This is a genomic window from Brevibacterium pigmentatum (genome assembly GCF_011617465.1).
Lineage (GTDB): Bacteria > Actinomycetota > Actinomycetes > Actinomycetales > Brevibacteriaceae > Brevibacterium > Brevibacterium pigmentatum.
The window spans coordinates 3,166,119-3,183,464 of record NZ_CP050153.1 but is presented as its reverse complement, the minus strand read 5'-3'; the positions used below and the strand labels follow the sequence as shown (position 1 = coordinate 3,183,464).

At 65.2% G+C, this 17,346-nt stretch carries 14 protein-coding genes, 1 tRNA gene and 1 pseudogene; 10 read left to right on the top strand and 6 right to left on the bottom strand.

What is annotated here, in order from left to right; genetic code table 11:
• Positions 1-40 precede the first annotated feature (40 nt).
• The 4 genes from GUY30_RS14460 (at position 41) to GUY30_RS14445 (ending at position 4,233) form a co-directional block, all read left to right on the top strand.
• Entirely contained in the window at positions 41-727 is a 687-nt protein-coding gene (locus GUY30_RS14460) for an iron-dependent transcriptional repressor DtxR (RefSeq protein WP_167199027.1), read from the top strand.
• A 459-nt stretch (positions 728-1,186) separates the two neighbouring features.
• On the top strand, positions 1,187-2,005 hold the full coding sequence (locus tag GUY30_RS14455) for a C40 family peptidase (protein ID WP_167199024.1): 819 nt from the start codon (positions 1,187-1,189) through the stop codon (positions 2,003-2,005).
• A gap of 480 nt (positions 2,006-2,485) precedes the next feature.
• Positions 2,486-2,986, top strand: a complete 501-nt coding sequence (locus GUY30_RS14450; RefSeq protein WP_167199021.1) for an HNH endonuclease — start codon at positions 2,486-2,488, stop codon at positions 2,984-2,986.
• 182 nt (positions 2,987-3,168) lie between these two features.
• A complete protein-coding gene (locus GUY30_RS14445) occupies positions 3,169-4,233 on the top strand; it encodes a universal stress protein (protein WP_167199018.1) in 1,065 nt (354 codons plus the stop codon).
• A 156-nt stretch (positions 4,234-4,389) separates the two neighbouring features.
• On the opposite strand, the gene GUY30_RS14440 is transcribed toward GUY30_RS14445, so the two are convergent.
• Positions 4,390-4,465: transfer RNA gene (locus tag GUY30_RS14440), tRNA-Arg, on the bottom strand.
• Positions 4,466-4,572: 107 nt separating this feature from the next.
• Here GUY30_RS14440 and GUY30_RS14435 point away from each other — a divergent pair.
• Complete coding sequence (locus GUY30_RS14435) at positions 4,573-9,483, top strand: PDDEXK-like endonuclease domain-containing protein (RefSeq protein ID WP_228281390.1); 4,911 nt, start codon at positions 4,573-4,575, stop codon at positions 9,481-9,483.
• Complete coding sequence (locus tag GUY30_RS14430) at positions 9,476-9,751, top strand: hypothetical protein (RefSeq protein ID WP_167199015.1); 276 nt, start codon at positions 9,476-9,478, stop codon at positions 9,749-9,751. The genes GUY30_RS14435 and GUY30_RS14430 overlap by 8 nt, the downstream gene beginning before the upstream one ends.
• A gap of 136 nt (positions 9,752-9,887) precedes the next feature.
• On the opposite strand, the gene mscL is transcribed toward GUY30_RS14430, so the two are convergent.
• Positions 9,888-10,349 carry a large conductance mechanosensitive channel protein MscL gene (gene mscL / locus GUY30_RS14425; RefSeq protein ID WP_167199012.1) on the bottom strand — a complete coding sequence of 154 codons (462 nt, stop codon included), beginning with the start codon at positions 10,347-10,349 and terminating at the stop codon, positions 9,888-9,890.
• A gap of 231 nt (positions 10,350-10,580) precedes the next feature.
• Positions 10,581-11,090 (bottom strand): SAF domain-containing protein, encoded by a 510-nt coding sequence (locus GUY30_RS14420; protein WP_228281388.1) that lies wholly within the window; start codon positions 11,088-11,090, stop codon positions 10,581-10,583.
• A gap of 211 nt (positions 11,091-11,301) precedes the next feature.
• On the opposite strand from GUY30_RS14420, the gene GUY30_RS18135 reads away from it, so the two are divergent.
• Positions 11,302-11,502, top strand: coding sequence for a hypothetical protein (locus tag GUY30_RS18135; RefSeq protein WP_323127789.1), 201 nt, complete (start codon positions 11,302-11,304; stop codon positions 11,500-11,502).
• A gap of 14 nt (positions 11,503-11,516) precedes the next feature.
• On the opposite strand, the pseudogene GUY30_RS18130 reads toward GUY30_RS18135, so the two are convergent.
• Positions 11,517-11,657 (bottom strand): annotated as a pseudogene (locus GUY30_RS18130) (FmdB family zinc ribbon protein); the annotation flags it as partial.
• 166 nt (positions 11,658-11,823) lie between these two features.
• Positions 11,824-12,585, bottom strand: coding sequence for a 5-formyltetrahydrofolate cyclo-ligase (locus tag GUY30_RS14410; protein WP_228281387.1), 762 nt, complete (start codon positions 12,583-12,585; stop codon positions 11,824-11,826).
• A gap of 45 nt (positions 12,586-12,630) precedes the next feature.
• Between GUY30_RS14410 and galU the strand changes: the two genes are divergently transcribed.
• The 3 genes from galU (at position 12,631) to GUY30_RS14395 (ending at position 16,482) form a co-directional block, all read left to right on the top strand.
• On the top strand, positions 12,631-13,533 hold the full coding sequence (gene galU, locus GUY30_RS14405; protein ID WP_167199002.1) for a UTP--glucose-1-phosphate uridylyltransferase GalU: 903 nt from the start codon (positions 12,631-12,633) through the stop codon (positions 13,531-13,533).
• A 65-nt stretch (positions 13,534-13,598) separates the two neighbouring features.
• Positions 13,599-14,195 (top strand): GNAT family N-acetyltransferase, encoded by a 597-nt coding sequence (locus tag GUY30_RS14400; protein WP_167198999.1) that lies wholly within the window; start codon positions 13,599-13,601, stop codon positions 14,193-14,195.
• 118 nt (positions 14,196-14,313) lie between these two features.
• Complete coding sequence (locus tag GUY30_RS14395) at positions 14,314-16,482, top strand: hypothetical protein (RefSeq protein ID WP_167198995.1); 2,169 nt, start codon at positions 14,314-14,316, stop codon at positions 16,480-16,482.
• A gap of 192 nt (positions 16,483-16,674) precedes the next feature.
• Here GUY30_RS14395 and GUY30_RS14390 read toward each other — a convergent pair whose 3' ends face one another.
• Positions 16,675-17,184 carry a putative immunity protein gene (locus tag GUY30_RS14390; RefSeq protein WP_167198992.1) on the bottom strand — a complete coding sequence of 170 codons (510 nt, stop codon included), beginning with the start codon at positions 17,182-17,184 and terminating at the stop codon, positions 16,675-16,677.
• Positions 17,185-17,346 lie beyond the last annotated feature (162 nt).

Genomic DNA, 17,346 nt, shown 5'->3' with positions numbered 1-17,346 from the left:
GAAACGACCTGAAGACGAAGAGTGGAGTGGCTGGTCAGAAGTGAACGACCTCATTGATACAACCGAGATGTACCTCAAATCGATCATCGAACTCGAGGAACAGTCGATCGTGCCATTGCGTGCCCGCATCGCCGAGCGCCTGGATCACTCCGGCCCCACCGTGTCACAGACGGTGGCGCGGATGGAGCGCGACGGACTGCTCCACGTCGGCAACGACCGCCATCTCGAGCTCACTCCGGAGGGCCGACGGATCGCCACCGACGTGATGCGCAAGCATCGTCTTGCCGAGCGTCTCCTCTCCGATGTCGTCGGACTCGAATGGGAACTCGTCCACGACGAAGCCTGCCGCTGGGAGCACGTGATGAGCGAGCAGGTCGAACGCAAGCTCGTGACGCTGCTCTCCGAAACCTCCACCGGGCCCTACGGCAACCCGATCCCCGGACTCGACGTCATCGGCGGCGAAGCCTCGAAGACCGCCGACGTCATCGACCTCGCCACGGCAGTCGGCCGGGACGGCGCGAAGAAGCTGACGATCGCCTGGCTGGCCGAACCGCTGCAGGTCGATATCCATCTGCTTCAGCAGTTCCAGGTCGCCGGCGTCCTGCCGGGCAGCGACGTCGAGATCTCGCGCAACGGCGAATACATCACCGTGCAGGTGCCCGGCGCACAGGACGTGCTCGATCTGCCGATCGAGACCGCCTCGCACGTCTTCGCTTATCGAGCCTGAGACGCGCAGAAGTCTCCGCTCGGTCACGACGAAGAGTCTCCGCTCAGTAACGAACCGGCTGTGGCTCGATAACGGCGGGGCTATGGCTTGGTAACGGCAAGGCCGAGCAGCGGTAACGAAAGAGCGGGTGCCTGAACCCCGATTCGTTACAAATCGCTGTGATCTCTGACCCAGGGAGTGGCTGTCCACCCCCTGGGTCACGTCGTATAACGAGAAAATGTTACGAAGATTTCAAGCCATTCTGAGCCTCTGACCTGGGTCTTTATGGAAAACATCACGGTTTCCCTCCGGTGGTTGTGACAAAAACGTGACAATCAGTCACCGATTGGTTACAGTTATTGAGGTCGTTCACGAAAAGACGACTTCACAACGAGATCCGAGCGCCGCGCTCGCTGTGAGATACCAAGGACCGATAGCGGCGGTTGGCACAGAGTTGCCAATAGGAACGAGAGGGAAAACGTGGCAACTAAGCAGCATGGCCGCCGCGCCGCCGATGCCAAGGTCAAGACTCCACTGACCGAACTCACTGAACTTCTGAACGCCAACTCGGGCGTCTTCGGCCGTCGTGCAGCAGTTGTGGCTGCCAGCGGTGGTCTGCTGACCGCCGCAGTGATGCCGGCCGCCGGCCAGGGAGCCGACGACCAGAGCAAGGTCTCCGCAGAAGCCGAGACCACCCAGAAGGTCGACTTCGAGAACCAGACCGTCACCATCGGCGACGACTCGAACAGCAAGAAGGACGACAAGAAGTCCGACTCCTTCAGCGTCGAGAACCAGACCATCACTGCTGAGGCTGCTCCGAAGCCCGAGCCCAGGCCTGAGCCGGCCGAAACCTCCTCCGCTGACTCCGACGAGCCGGCCGGAACCTCCGATGACACCGCCAACAGCGGATCGTCCGACTCGGGTGAGTCCGACTCCAAGGACTCGGGATCCATCGACGGATCCAAGGCCGAGCAGGTCCTCGCCTGGGCAGCCAAGGGCGTCGGCACTCCCTATGTCTACGGCGGCACCAGTCAGAGCGGCTGGGACTGCTCCGGCTACACCTCGTGGGTCTACGACCATGTCGGCGTGAGCCTGCCCCGCACCTCCGGTGCTCAGAAGGCCGCAGGCCAGGTCGTCTCGCAGTCCGAAGCCAAGCCCGGTGACCTCGTCTGGCACCCCGGCCACGTCGGCATCTACGCCGGTGGCGGACAGATGTACGACGCCGGATCGCCCGGATCCGGAACCTCGAAGCGCAGCTACAGCTGGATGGGCGACGTCACCTTCATCCGCGTTCTCTGATCTTCTTCACCGAAAAGCTCCCCGCACGACTCGACGGTCCTCGAGTCGCACGGGGAGCTTTTTGTAGGCCCGAAAGTATCGTGGCGGCCCTCGACAGTGCCTGGCGGCCCCGTAACCTCGCCGATGCGGCCCACCCCACCCGCGCGTCCGCCCGCGGATACCTGATTCGGTGAACGCAAGCCGAAGTTTCCATGACGCGAGCCGTATGAATTGGGTCACGGGCGCGCGCGGCGTTACTCTGGAGAGGATTGAGTTCCATGAACGGTTGGCGCCAGGTGGCGTCGACCTCTGATTCGAAGGGAAGCAGATGGGGCATAGTCGAATAATTCGAATAGCCGCTCCAGTCTCTGGTGCGGAGTACATATCTGTCTCCGTGCCCTCTTTCCCAGGCGTCGTGCCCATGAGCACGGCGCCTTTTGTGTTCCCTGGGGCCGGGGCAGCCGGTTTCGGCCCAGAAGAGAAGAAGATGAGGGGCGAGATATGAAGACTCTCGTGCTGAACGCCGGTTACGAACCGCTGTCGATCGTTCCGTTCACACGGGCCGTGGTGCTCGTGCTGACCGGGAAGGCGACAGTCCTGGCCGCAGAGGACATTCCGGTGAGATCCGAGCACATGAGTCTCGATCAGCCCTCCGTCATCCTGCTCACCCGCTATGTGCGCCCGCCGAGCAACCGCCGCGTCTCGCTCTCCCGTCGGGGAGTCCTGCGCCGGGACGGACACCGCTGCGCCTACTGCTCCAAGCCGGCGTACACCGTCGACCACGTCGTCCCACGCTCTCGCGGGGGAGCGAACACCTGGGAGAACCTCGTCGCCTGCTGCCGCGAATGCAACAACCGCAAAGGCAGCCGCACCCTCAGCGAACTCGGATGGAAGCTCAGCTTCCTCCCGCAGGAGCCCCGTCTGGGACAACTGTGGATGCGCGGGATCGACAAGCCCGTCGAGAAGTGGCGCCCGTTCCTCGAATACTCCAGCGCCGCCTGATCGCCGAGGCGGTTCCGGACTCCGGTTTCCACGGCCGAGATTCGGCATCGTCCCAGATAGGGGACGGTGTTGTCCGAATGTTGGTGCAATTCGGATAACGATGTGACATAGGTGAAGTTCTCACCGGCAATGTGATTTAGGGTGGACGAAACAGAAGTTCTCTTCGACCCGAGGAGCTTGCCATGAGTGAGCAGGATCGCCCCCAGAACGCCGACCCGGCCCCGGCCGGTGAGGCCGAAGCCGTCATCGTCGGAATCGACGGTTCGCCGCCGAGCCGCAACGCCCTGGCCTGGGCAATCCAAGAAGCGCGCTCCCTGGACCGTCCGATCCGCCTGGTCGGCGCCTACACGATCCCGAGCGTGGCAGCCGCCGCCATCGACGTGTCCTATGTGCCGATCGACGACAGCTCGATCCGCGCGGCCGTGACGAACACGCTCAAGGAAGCAGCTGCCGAGGTCAAAGCGGCCGGAGTCCCCGTCGAAGCCGTCATCGAAATCGGTGACGCCGCCGGCGTGCTCATCGACGAATCGAAGTCCGGCAGCCTCACCGTCGTCGGATCCCGCGGTCGCGGCGGCTTCGCCGGTCGCCTCCTCGGAACGGTGTCGAGTGCTCTGCCGGCGCACTCCGCATGCCCGACGGTCGTCGTCCCCGCGTGCTGGGACAACCAGGCCGAGCGTCCCGCGCACCCGACCTCATCACGGCCGATCCGACAGGACGGTGTCGAAGTCGAAACCCCTGATCCCAATGCCGAGTCGATCGAAGGTCTGCGCTTCGACGGCAAGGTCGTCGTCGGCGTCGACTCACTCGGTGCGGACTCCCCGGCGCTGTGGAAGGCGGCCCGATTGGCCGTGCGCCGTGGTTCACCGCTGCACATCGTCGCCGTGATCACCACGACGGTCATCGGACCCGAATGGCTGCCGAGCACCGCCGATCTCGAGCGGCTCGTCAACGAGGGAGCGGACAAGCTCGTCGTCGCCAAGCAGCGCCTGGCCGAGGAGTTCCCGGACCTCGACGTCACCTGGACGCTCTTCGACGGTCAGCCTGCTGAGGTGCTCGTCAGAGCCTCTGACACGGCCGAAGTGCTCGTCATCGGTTCGCGCGGACGCGGCGGATTCGCCGGTCTGCTGCTCGGTTCGACGTCGCAGTCGGTGCTGCCGTACTCGCAGTGCCCGACGATGGTCGTCCGCGTCGCCCGAGATCACGGTCGCCGCAAGCAGAACGAGGCTCCGGCGGAACCAGGGCTCTAGACCCCGACTGAGCCCGGGACTCCCGGGCCCACGGCTCGAATCATTCCTTCGGGCCGGAAGACCATCACCGAGGCGGCCGATCGAATCGATCGGCCGCCTCGGTGATGGTGGGTCGGTGCGACGTCGGCAAGTGGATCTTGCTCGGATAAGTGGTTCTGGCGCCCCCGGGCAGATTCGAACTGCCGACACCCGCTTTAGGAGAGCGGTGCTCTATCCCCTGAGCTACGGGGGCCAGGTGGTCGTCCTCAACCACGATCACCCAGTGTAGCGTAGAAGAAACCTCACTGTTCCACGGTGTGCCAGCACCTATTATGGACAGTTTCTCGTTAGGGTCGAATTGTGTCGGATTCCGTTAGAGACGAACAGTTCCCAGAACTCGGAGATGTCTTCGCCGAGTGGAAAAGGCAGGCTGCCCATCTGGGCGGTCGCGACACCATGCTTCATTTCCGGGACTCCCGTGACGGCAGCATCGACCTCTCCGGCGCCCACCCCTCCGGCCTGGCACAGCTGCTGGCCGGTCGCGCCACCCGACTCTCCAGCCTGATCCGCGACCACGACATCCTCGCCGATGCGCGCCGTCGAGCGAAATCCATCCGGTCGAAGGCCGAGCAGCTCGACAATGAACGCGGCATCCGCACCGCCCACCTGGCGATCGGTTTCGCCTCGTGGACGGAGAAGGATTCGAAGTTCAAGTTCAACGCCCCCGTCGTCATGCGCCACATCACGCTGGTGCCTCGCGGATCCCGCGTCGAAGACTACGAGATCGTGCTCGACAACGAGATCACGATCAACCCGGCACTCGTCCAGCACCTCCGTGAGGAATACGACCTCGACGTGCCTGTCGACGAATGGGTCGACTCAACCGGCGGCCCGCACGGCTTCGACCCGGGTCCGGCTCTCGACCGTCTGCGCGATCTGGGGCAGAGCGTACCCGGCCTGCGGATCAATCACCGCCTGATCATCTCGACGTTCGCGAATATCGCGCGCCCGTTCTCGACCGACTACCTGCCCACCCAGCACCCTGTGCTGCGGGCGTTGGCCGGCGACGAAGACGTGCGCGCCTCGCTCGGCGGTCCTTCCTATGTTCCGCAGCCGGGAGTGCTCCCGGATGAGAAGATCGCAGCGGCAGAGAAAGCCGAAGCCGAGCAGAAGCGTGCTGAAGCTAAGAGAGTCGCCGGTGTCGCCGCCGCCGAATCCGCAGACAAGGACACCGAACCCGCAGGCGATGAAAGGTCAGCGCCGGAAGCGACCTCCGCGGACGCAGCGAAGTCCGGAGCTGAGACGAAGACTGCGGAAACGGCAGAAGGCGACCCCGCCGAGGATGCTGCTGAGTCCGCTGATGAGTCGGCAACCAGCGGCGAGAAGACCGATGAGAAGGCTGCGTCCGAGAAGCCTGCGGCCGAGAATGCTTCGTCGAAGGCAGCTGCCGGTTCCGCTGATGCAGCGGATGCCGATGCCGATGAGGACTACGGTCAGCCGACCGTGCCGATCACCGACGAACCACTCGATGCCGCAGAGCCGGTCACTGCCGCCGAGTCCGTCGTCGAGACGACCACCGACGACGAGAAGACGTCGACCGATGCCGAAGCCGGATCGGCGACCACGTCTGAGAAGACAGCACCCGCGGCTGAAGCCGACGGTGACGACGTCGTTCCCGCTGCTCTCCAGGAACCGATCACGCCGCTTCCCGACCGGAAGCCGCAGGAAGAATTCCTCGTCATCGATGTCGACGGTGACCAGCAGGCCGTCGTCGACGCCGCCGTGTCCGGTCACTCCGTCGTCGTTGACACCCCGCCCGGAACCGGCGCCACCCAGGTCGCCGTCGCAGTGGCCACCACCCTGGCACACACCGGCAAGAGCGTGCTCTTCCTTGCGCAGACCTCCGATGCCCTCGACGATTTCTCCGCACGTCTCGGCGAGGTGGGACTCTCCGACTTCGCCGTCGACACCCGGGCCGGCTCGGAAGACATCCGCAAGCAGCTCATCGGTCTCATCGCTTCGGCAGAGAAATCCGAACGCCCGGACCTCTCCCGCCTGCTGACCGAACTCAACGAACAGCGCGCGACCCTGGCCGATCACGTCTCGTCCCTGCACCGCAGGCGCAAGCCGTGGGACGTCTCTGTCTACGAAACCATGCAGCACCTCGCCGAACTCACCTCCGGCGACAACTCCCCGCAGACTCCGGTGCGCTTCGATGACGACATCCTCGGCGCCAGCGAAGACCGCCGGAACATCCTGCGCGGCAAGCTCGGCGAACTCGCTCGACTCGGCGCCTTCACCCTCGATGTCGAAGACACCGTCTGGTTCGGGGCCGACCTCAAATCCGTCGAGGAAGCCGAAGCTGCACGCACGGTGGCCGAGCGCATCGGTCGGATGATCCCCGACCTCGTCTCTGCGACCGAACCGGTGCTGCAGAAGGCGAAGCTCAACCCGCGTCGCAATATCGACGATTGGTCCCGCGCCATCCGCGTGCTCCTGCGCGTGCGCAAGACACTCGACAATTTCGCGCCCGACATCTACGACCACCGACTCGACGACCTCATCGCCGCCACCGGCACACCCGAGTACCGGGCCGATGTCGGAGTCGAGATGGGCATGATGCAGCGCCGTCGCCTGAAGAAGTCGGCCGCGGAATTCCTCCGCCCCGGCGCCGAGGTGACCGACCTCCACGACGCCCTCATCGACGTCCGCGCCCAGCGCGTTATCCTCGCGGACCTTGCCGGACACGACGGCCGCCCGCAGATTCCGCGCGGCGTCCTCGAATCCGACGAGATCCTCCAGAGCGTCGAAGCCGACATCGCCAAGCTCAAGCCGATCCTCGAGACCACCCCGGACGGCGGTGACCTCGGATCGATGCTCATCGAGGAACTCCAGGCACGCACCGAAGCGATGGGCAGCGACTCCGAGAACCTCGCCGAACTGCCCGAACGCTCCCGCCTGCAGCGTGAACTCGACGGTGAGGGCCTCGGCGACCTCATGGCCGACCTGCGTCGCCGCAAGGTCGACGAATCACTCGTCGGCCCCGAATTCGACCTCGCCTATTGGGCCTCCGTGCTGCAGACCATGGCCGGCGAAGATCCGGCGATCGGCCGTCACGACGGTGCCGCTCTCCACCAGGTCGCCGAAGGCTTCCGCGAGAACGATCGCGCCTTCGTCGCCGCCGGTGCCTCCCGCCTGCGTTACAACCACGCGCAGGCATGGAAGCGCGGAATCGACTCCGACCCGATTGCCGCCGGGGTGATCAAACAGGAGCTTCTGTCGAAGCACACCTCGACGAAGCGGATCTCCACTCAGGCCCCCGAACTGCTGACGACTCTGGCCCCTGTGTGGATGGGCAGCCCGTACACGGTGCCCGAACTCTTCTCGGCCCTGCCGCTCTTCGACGCGGTCGTCATCGCCGATGCCGGACGACTTTCGGTCGCCGATGTCGTTCCCGGCATCACCCGCGCCCGGCAGGTCATCTCGCTCGGCGACTCGCGACTGCTCGGTCCGCGCCCGTTCTCGATCGCCGTCGATCGCTTCGGCATGGACGACGGGAAACATCCGCGATCGGTGCAGGACCGCCTCGGCGAGTTCCTGCCGCGGATGCGGCTGTCGAACTCCTACCGGCTGTCCCCGGTCGGGCTCATCGACCTGGCCAACCGGCACTTCTACGATTCGACGATCTCGACGCTGCCGACCGCCCACACGGGTGAGGGCAGCGGTCTCGAATTCTCCTATGTCGCCGACGGCAGAGGCCCCACGGACATCGGCACCGGTCGGGTCGAAAGCCCCGACGCCGAGGTCAAACGGGTCGTCGACTTGGTGCTCAAGCACGCGCGGAACCGGTCGCGGGAGTCGCTGGCCGTCGTCACGCTCACCCCGCATCACGCTCAGCGGGTGGCCACCGCGATCTCGCGGGCGATGAAGGATCTGCCGTATGTGGCCGCGTTCTTCAGCGATTCGTCGAAGGAGCCGTTCGTCGTCACCGACGCCGAACGCGTCCAGGGCATGTCGCGCGACGCCGTGATCTTCACCCTCGGCTTTGGCCGCACCGTCCACGGTCGCGTCATCCACGATTTCGGTCCGCTGTCCGGCCCGGACGGGCGCCGTATTCTCGCCGCCACGATGACGCGGGCCCGGAAGCGGCTGACCCTGGTCTCGAGCATCGAGGCCGAGGACTTCGACCGGAGCAAACTCAACGGGGGAGCGGTCATGCTGCCGCGCCTGCTCGAAGAGGTCGCGACCGGGGGAGTCCACCAGCCCGGACCGCACGGTGAGATCTACGATCCGCTGATGGGCGACATCGCCGACCGACTGCTGCAGCTCGGCGTCGTCGCCCACGAGCATTACAACGGCATCGATCTGGCCGTGGCGAACTCGACCGAGGACGAGCACGGAATGATCATCGCCGTCGCCGGCGACGGACCCGAATACGCGTCCATGCGCAGCCTGCGCCAGCGCGATCGGGTGCTGCCCGAACAGCTGAGCCGTCGTGGTTGGAAGTTCATGCGCGTATGGTCGACGGATGCGTTCGTCGACCCGCAGACCGAGACCGAGAAGATCTTCGAAGCCTGGCGCGCCACCGTGGAGACGATGAGCCCTCAGGCCGTGCTCAACGCGGCGCGTGCCGCCTCCGTGGTCGTCGGTCGCACCGGCAGCCGCCCGAAGCTCGTGCCCGGTCTGCCGATGCACAAGTACTCTGCCGAAGGCCTCGACCAGATGATCGACTGGATCCAGTCGGATGCGGTGGTGCGCGGCGATGGTGAGATCAAGGATCTGCTGCGCACCGCGCTGGCGCAGAAGGGCAGTTCGAGCCGGGGCGATTCCCAGCTGCAGGCGGCCGTGGACCGTTACCGCGAACGCCATGCACAGGCGAAGAAGGTCACGGGCTCCGAGGTGTTCATCCCACGGTCTAACTCCGCCGGGCCAGTCGAAGACGACATCCTTCCGACCTTCGACACCGGCAAGATCCGCGCCGATGAGCTCCGGTCCGCCGGCCTCGTCCAGACCGCAAGCAACGATCAGGTCGCCGAGGCGGACGACGACTCCGCCGGCGCCGACGCGGTCGGTGAGGACTCGGGCACCGCCGTTTCAGTCGGTGAGGACTCGATTGGCGCGGGTTCGGCAGGCACGGATTCCACGGCCGGCACGGATTCGGCTGTCAATGGTTCGGCCGGGACGGAATCTACGGTCGACACGGATTCGGCTGAGACCGAGTCGGGCGGGACCGCCTCGGCGAAGTCGGGGTCGAAGAACGACGATGCCTGAGCGGCCGTCCGACGCCGAGGATGCCGACCAGGACCGCGAGGCGGTCGGTCCTGACGAGGGAGGGGCCGGCAAGCCCAGTACTGGCGAGCCTGGCACTGATCCAGACGGACCGGCGCAAGGCGCCGACGAGTCCGAGGAGGCTCGGAAAGCCCGGATCGAAGCGGCGAAACGTCGATACCGCGCCACTCTGCGCAATGAAGCCGAGATCGGTGGCGGTGGCTTCAGCGAAGACTACTACCGTTCTCAGAAACCCCCGCACTGGTCATAGGACCCGCCCCGGTTCGAGAATCCGACATATCTTGTTGCAGCTGCTGATCCAGCTGTTCCCAGCGCTCGACGGGTTCGAGATACGAAGAAGGCCCGCTCTCAGATGAGAGCGGGCCTTCTGTGCGATCGGCTGAAGATCAGTGCCGCGGAGGCTGATTCGGATCGACTGGTCCGTCGGTAGCGGGACCCTGAGCAGGACCAGCAGCCGAAGCGGTCTGGTTGCGCAGGATTTCGCGGATGTCGCCGAGCAGATCCTCGGTGGTCGGAGGAACTTCTTCCTCGGGAACTCCGCGCTTGCGCAGCTCATTGAGCTTGTTCATCGGCACGATGATGATGAAGTAGACGATGGCGGCAACGATGAGGAAGTTGATGGCCGCAGTGATGACTGCACCGATATCAAGGGTTGCCTCAGGGACACCTTCCTTGAGCGGGATCTGCAGGGCCGGGCCCTCAGCGCCACCGACGGCGGCGATGAGCGGGTTGATGATCTTGTCGGAGAAGGCGGTGACGATGGCGGTGAATGCGCCGCCGATGATGACCGCTGTTGCCAGTTCGACGACATTCCCCTGGAGAATGAAGTCTCTGAATCCCTTAAGCATTAGAGAGACCCTTTCGGTGTGTGTTCACTGAAATGCTGTTATCGAATTGTTCAATTACGTTCCAATAGTACACATGGCTACCACATTGTCAGCAGAAATGTTCTGCGAGTCTGACCATGGTATTGATGATCCGCAGTGCCGAAAAGCAATGTAGAAAGCAGGCTCTGTGAGCGCAAGAATCTCCGCCCACAGCCGTTCAGCTGGTCTGATGACCCGCCGTTGGCAGAGAGGTTATTGAGGGAGGATCGCAAAGCTGATCGGAAGTCCGGCGAATTCGGCGACATGCTCGGCATCCGCTGCGGAGAGGATCACGGATACAAGTTGTCCTGACTCCGAAGCTATTCCTTCGGGTTTGTCGACAAGGCGGGCGATCGTCACCTTTTCGACCACGACTTCAGACCCTCCGTCTGGGAGGGATGAGAAGAGACGGATCTTCTGCCCCGGTTGGAGAAGCGCCGCCGAGGCATCATCGGCCAAGCGGATCGGCATGAGCAGATCACGGCTGCCCTTCGGCAGCGCCTGCTGGTCGAGGACGATCGACGAGGTCAGCGGTGACCCCTTCGACAGCCCCGCCGAGGTGGCCCGACCCGTCACCTCATCAACCGACCTGAACGCCTTGTCGGGAACCAGATCGGGAGGGAACTGAGTGAGCGTGAGGTCCTGTGCCGTGAGCTCGGTTCCAGGCGCCAGGTCCGACTTCGCGACGACGATCGCCGTTCCCGCACTGCTCGGCGTGAGCATCCAGACGGCGAGAGCACAGGCGCAGGCAAGGCAGATGGCAGCGAGGATGCGCTGAGGCCGAATGCGAGACGGTCGTGCCCAGCTCGGAGACGAGGTTCGAATGCGGTGGAAGATGCCCATGTGCCGAGCTTGCGGCGCTGCATGGCCGGCAGCAAGGTCGCGAAAGCCGCCTGTGGACGATTCGTGTCGTCCACAGGCGATCAGTGTCTGAGTGAAGAGAGCCGGTTCGGGGAACCGAATCGATCAGCTGGCGGCTGGAGTGCTCGCCGCCGAGGAGGTGCTCGATGACGAATTCGACGAGGAGGTGCTTGAGGTTTCCTTCGCCGACGAACTCGAGGATTCCTTCGAAGAGGAGTCAGAACTCGAGGAGCTGACGGTGCTCGACTTGCTCGAGCGGGAGTCGGTGGCGTAGAAGCCGGATCCCTTGAAGCTGATGCCCACAGCGCCGAATACCTTCTTCAGGCGGCCCTGGCATTCCGGGCAGACGGTGAGTGAGTCATCGCTGAAGTCCTGATGAATATCAAAGGCATGACCACAGCTCTTGCAGGCGTAGGAGTAGACGGGCATTCGAGACCTTTCTTCGACGACAAGATTATAGTGCACACCGGAACCTCCCCGGAGCACCGGTCCGCGATATGCACAAGGTTATCCACATATCAACACGCGCGAGTGCGTGCCGATTCCCGATGAACAGTCAGTGAAGAAGTGAGCCGGCCCGCGAAGACGGCCTGAGTCAGTTGGTGAAGGTGTGAGTTCCGTTCTCGGTGACGGCCGCGGGAATGCGCAGATCCCAGTCCTCGGCGACGAGGCCGCTCAGACCGAGTTCCTGGGCGAAGCACACCCCGACGACCCGCGGCTCCGCTGCACGGTGCCCTGAGCCTTGGGGCCCCGACTCTCGAGATCCCGAGCCGAGAGGCTGCGCCCCGTGCGGGCCGAAGGTTCGGTCATAGAAGCCGCCGCCGTTGCCCAGGCGGGCGCCATCGGCGCCGAACCCCAGTGCGGGGACGAAGATGAGGTCGAGGCCGACCGTGGGGGAGAGCAGCTGGGCAGCGGTGAGCAGGTCGTCATCCTGGGCCGGTTCGCGGATTCCCCATCTGCCCTGCGGCGTCAGGCTGGCCATCGAACCGGTGACCTGACCGAACATAAGGGGCTGACCCACCGTCGTGACGACCGGCAGGTAGACGGTGCCGCCGGCTGCGAGGAACCGGTCCAACGCAGGATCGAGGTCCGGCTCTCCGGGCAGCGCCGCATAGGCGAGGAGGGAGCGAACCGGCGTCTGACAGATGAGGTCCCACGCGGCGGCAGCCACGGAGCCCTCGGACTCTGCGGGGTCCACGCGCGAGGCAGTGGTCGAGGTCGCCTCGGTGGGGGTGACCTGCGGTGATGCTGACGTCACGGACGACGGTGAGGCGGGAGTCGCCGCGGCGAGGGAGCGGTCTGTGCGCGCGGCGCGGATGCGGGACCGCAGCTGCGCCTTCGAAGATTGTGGGTCCACGCAATTCAGACTAACCGGGGTCGGCGGATTCGTTAAGATGACTTCATGAGTGATGAAGCGCAGCGCACCGTTCGCAAGGCCGTGATCCCCGTCGCCGGTCTCGGAACTCGGTTCCTCCCCGCAACGAAGGCCACCCCGAAAGAGATGCTCCCCGTCGTCGACAAGCCGGCGATCCAGTACGTCATCGAGGAAGCCGTCGATGCCGGCCTGCAGGACGTCCTCATGATCACCGGCCGGAACAAGCGGCCGCTGGAGGATCATTTCGACCGAGTCGACGGGCTTGAGGCAGCGCTCGCGCAGAAGGGCGACGACAAGAAGCTCGCCGCTGTGCGCCATCCCTCGGAACTGGCCGATATCCACTACGTGCGCCAGGGTGATCCCAAGGGACTTGGGCACGCCGTGCTCAAGGGGCGTCAGCATGTGGGCAACGAACCGTTCGCCGTCCTCCTCGGCGATGACCTCATCGATGAGCGCAGCCCGATCCTGCCGAAGATGATCGAGGTTGCGGAGAACACCGGCGGCAGCGTCGTCGCGCTCATGGAGGTCCCGCCCGAGGCGATCCACCTCTACGGGTGCGCGGCCGTCGAGACCACAGCGGATGACGAAGTCGTCAAGATCACCGACCTCGTCGAAAAGCCCGCCACCGAGGATGCTCCCTCGAACTTCGCCGTGATCGGCCGCTATGTGCTGGCTCCGGAGATCTTCGACGTTCTCGAGACCACCGACCCGGGACGCGGCAACGAAATCCAGCTCACCGACGCCCTGCAGGAACTCGCCGGAGACGACGACGGCCACGGGGTGTACGGAGTCGTGTTCAAGGGCGCCCGCTACGACACGGGTGACAAGCTCGACTACCTCAAAGCGGTCGTGCAGATTGCGTGCGACCGCGACGACCTCGGCGACGATCTCAAGGCGTGGCTGCGCGACTTCGTGCCGACGCTGGACTGAGCTGACCTCATCGATTCAGCCCGTCAGGGCGGACCGATCTTGAACCCGAGAGCGAGGGCAGCCGCGTGTGGCCTGTCATCCTGACTGATCGACAGTCCGATATCGTGCTGCGACCGCTGCGCCGCCGCGACGAAGAGGCCTGGCGAGAAGTCCGCCGATTCAACCGCGACTGGCTGCGACCATGGGATGCGACTCTGCCTGCGCCTGGCCAGGAGCTGCCGGGGTTCCGCACGATGGTGCGGATGCAGGACAAGCAGGCCAAACGCGGACAGACCGTGCCGTTCGCCATCGAGGTCGACGGGAATTTCCGCGGCCAGATCACCGTATCGGGACTGAGCTGGGGCTCGATCCTGTCCGGACAGATCGGGTACTGGATCGATTCGCGCGTGGCCGGGCGAGGAATCACCCCCATTGCCGTGGCCATGGCCGCCGACCACTGCTTCTTCGGTCTCGGACTGCACCGCGTCGAGATCAACATCCGCCCTGAGAACACAGCGAGCCTGCGCGTGGTCGAGAAGCTCGGGCTGCGCGACGAGGGGCTGCGCGAGAAGTACATGCATATCGACGGGCAGTGGTGCGACCACCGCACGTTCGCCCTGCTCGCCGACGAGGTGCCGCAGGGTCTGCTCGCCGCATACCGACATGGCACCAGCGCGGGGTAGGCGCGACAGTCCGGGAGGCTCAGCCACCACCTGGGAATTCGGTGAACTTCGTCCCTAACTGACCGACACACCTTGCGCCTTCACGTCTTCCCCGATGGCCGCAACTTAGGGTGGCATTGTGGACACCAGCATCATCGTCGTCATCGCCATCGTCGTGGTCTTCGCCGTTGCTGTGCCCGCAATGATTCGGAAGTCCGCGACGGATCTCTCGCGCGTCGAAATCGACACGGTTCCGGACAAGGCCGCTGTCGTCTCCGCCGAGACAGCCATCCCCGGGCACGACCATTCGGAGCGCATCCAGGTCTTCCACGACAAACCCCGGAAGGCACCGTCGGTGCCGACCCCGAACATCTCACAGGAAGCCGAGGCCCCGAAGCTGAGTCTCTCGGCCTCCACTCCCGAGTTCGCCGTCATCGACGGTCACGCCGAATCGCCCACCATCACCGAGGCTGCCGACCACGCACAGCTCAACGTCCTTCCCATTGCGGTCGGTGAAACACACTCCTCCCTGTCCAGCGACCATGCGGCTGCCGGCCGCAGCGTCGTCGGATCCAGCGTAGGAGTCGGCACTGACACGGGCGTGCGAGCAGGCGCCGTCATCGACAATGTGCGGCCGCTCCACCCCGCGGTCCACGCCGTCTTCAACGACAGCGGCCGCTCCGCCGGGCAGGCGGACCGACAGGGCCGTCTGCCTCAGGCGCACCCGCCGCACGCGAACGGCACCGGCCGCAGCGCGTCGATGACCCGGACAGCTTCGAGCAGCGCTGGTCCAGCCCCTCAAGGAGGCGGACCACGCGAGGGCCAGTCCCGGACGGGACGCGGCGGCCGCCTCGGCGAAGGGATGCCCACCACAGACGGACACAACCAGAAGAATTCCAATCCGACCATCGGAACCGATGAGGAACATGCGATGACTGAGCAAGCCACGACCCTGCGGGAGTCACTGAAGTCGCTGAACACTATGGTCAGGGGCTTCTCCCTGGTCTTCCTCGCCTCGGTCCTCGGCATTCTTGTGTCCAGCGTGCTCGCGGCCTTCTCGGTCGTGCACATCGCCCTGGCCGGCGTCTTCCTCGGACTCGCCGTGGTCACTCTGTTCCTCGTGCGCACGCTCAACCTGCGTAAGCGGGACACGAAGAAGAAGCTGCGAGGACTGCAGGAGACCACGCGGTCACGGTCAGCGGCGAAGCCTGAATCTGCTGCCAAGCCTGAGCGAGTCACTCAGCCGGAACGTGCTGCCAAGCCTGCGCCGACCGAACGGTCGGCGACAGCGGCCACACCTGCCGCCACAACCAGTTCGAAGACGAGCGCTGCGCCTGCAGCCGAAGCACGGTCAACGGCTCGGGTGGGTACGAAGTCGCAGACCGTTCCGGTCAAGCAGCAGCCGCGCACGGCACCTGCACCGACCTCGAGCGGAACCGCTGCACGGATCGCCGCGGCGGCACAGGGCACGAGCGCAGCGGCGAAGGCCGCCCAGGCACGCGCCGCGATGAACCGCTCCGCCGAGGCGAAGAAGTCCCGCGAAGAGGCCGACACCGGTGAGATCCCACTCGTGCGCATCCGCAAGGAAACCGCCGAGGGCCACACCACGCGTCAGGTCCTCCTCACCGGACCGATCCCGGTCGTGAAGGAGAACGCCGCCGCAGACGGTGGCTCCGCCGCCGAGGCGACCGCCGACTCCGAGGGCGCATCGACCACGAACACCGCTGACACAGCGGCTTCGGCGCAGACGGCTGAGACGCGGCTCGAGTCGAAGGGCACCTCGAACGAACGTGAGGTCGACGCTTCGGCCGATTCTGCGAAGTCAGCAGAGAAGACCGAGCCTGCGGAGAAGACCCAGACCGCATCCACTCAGGCTCCGGTCTCGCTCGGAGCCGATCTCGTGGCTGAGACCGACACGGAGTCAACCGATCGGGAGCACGCCGATGCGGATGTGCGCGCTGCGCTGGACGCCTCGGCCAGCAAGGTCGACGATCCGTTCATGCAGCGACTGAAGTCGCGTGACGGCTGGTCGCCGACTCCGCTGCCGGTGCCCAGCTACGTTGATGCACCCGAAGCCGAACACTCGGTGCCCGCAGCGACTGCGGCCGATGCCAGCTCGTACGAGACCGAGGCCCGCAGCCGTGAGGACATCGCGGCTCAGTTCGCCGAAGAACTCGGCTACCGTCCGGAGCTCAGCGATTCCGCCCGCGAGGAAGGTCCGCTCGGCCACGGGCGCAAGGCGATCCGGACGACGAAGGCCGCCGACCTCGGCGCCGTCAACGACGTCCTCGCACGCCGCCGCGCCTGATGCCCCGCAGCAGCTGACTCGAGGTCCACTCGGCCTTCGCAACGCAGACGCAGAAGCCCCGCACAAGACGTGCGGGGCTTCTGCGCGTCCGGGCGACGGTTTCTGCGAGAGGTGAGTTGCCAGCGGCCCACTCCACGACAGATAGCACGGGTTCAAACATGGGCTATCTGTCGTGGAGTGGGCCGCCGTCGATCAAGCGCTGAAGACGAACCAGCAGATCGCATCGCGGCGTGCCTGGTCCTCCAGTACGAGGTCGCGGACGCCGGGCGGCACACGGTCGCGTTGCCAGTCGCGTTCGGCACGACCGGCCGCAATGTCCTTCCCGGCGGCTCCGCGAGCGGCTTTGATCGCGTAGGCCGCCGCCCCGAGATCGTGCTCGGCGACGTGTCCGACGCAGGCTGCCTGACCCGCCGCATAGGCGGCGAACCGGGCGGGTCCACGCAGCGGCCGTGCGGCACCCATGGCATGACCGCCGAGGACACGGGCCTCCATCATCGGCCTCTCACCGGCCGCCCACGCGCGGGCGGCGGCAATGGCGTCGCGGGGGCGCTCATCCTCGGGGCAGACGGATTCGAAGAACGGCAGAACGTGTTCGGCGCAGTCGGCGGCCCACAGCGCAAGCAGATGGTGGTCGGGATCAGTGAGGGAGCCGCCTCGGCGAATCGTGATCAGGCGAGGATCACGGACCTCCGGCAGGATCATCGGAATCGACCGGCTGCGGACGGCAGCTGCAGATAGTGGCGCAATCGGGCATTCACAGTTGTCGATTCTAGTGTTCGATTCAGGGCCGCGCCTGTCTGGAGCTGTCTGTCTTGAACTCACCGATGTCCTTGCCCGGAATTCGGCTGGCGCGTGCGTATTCTC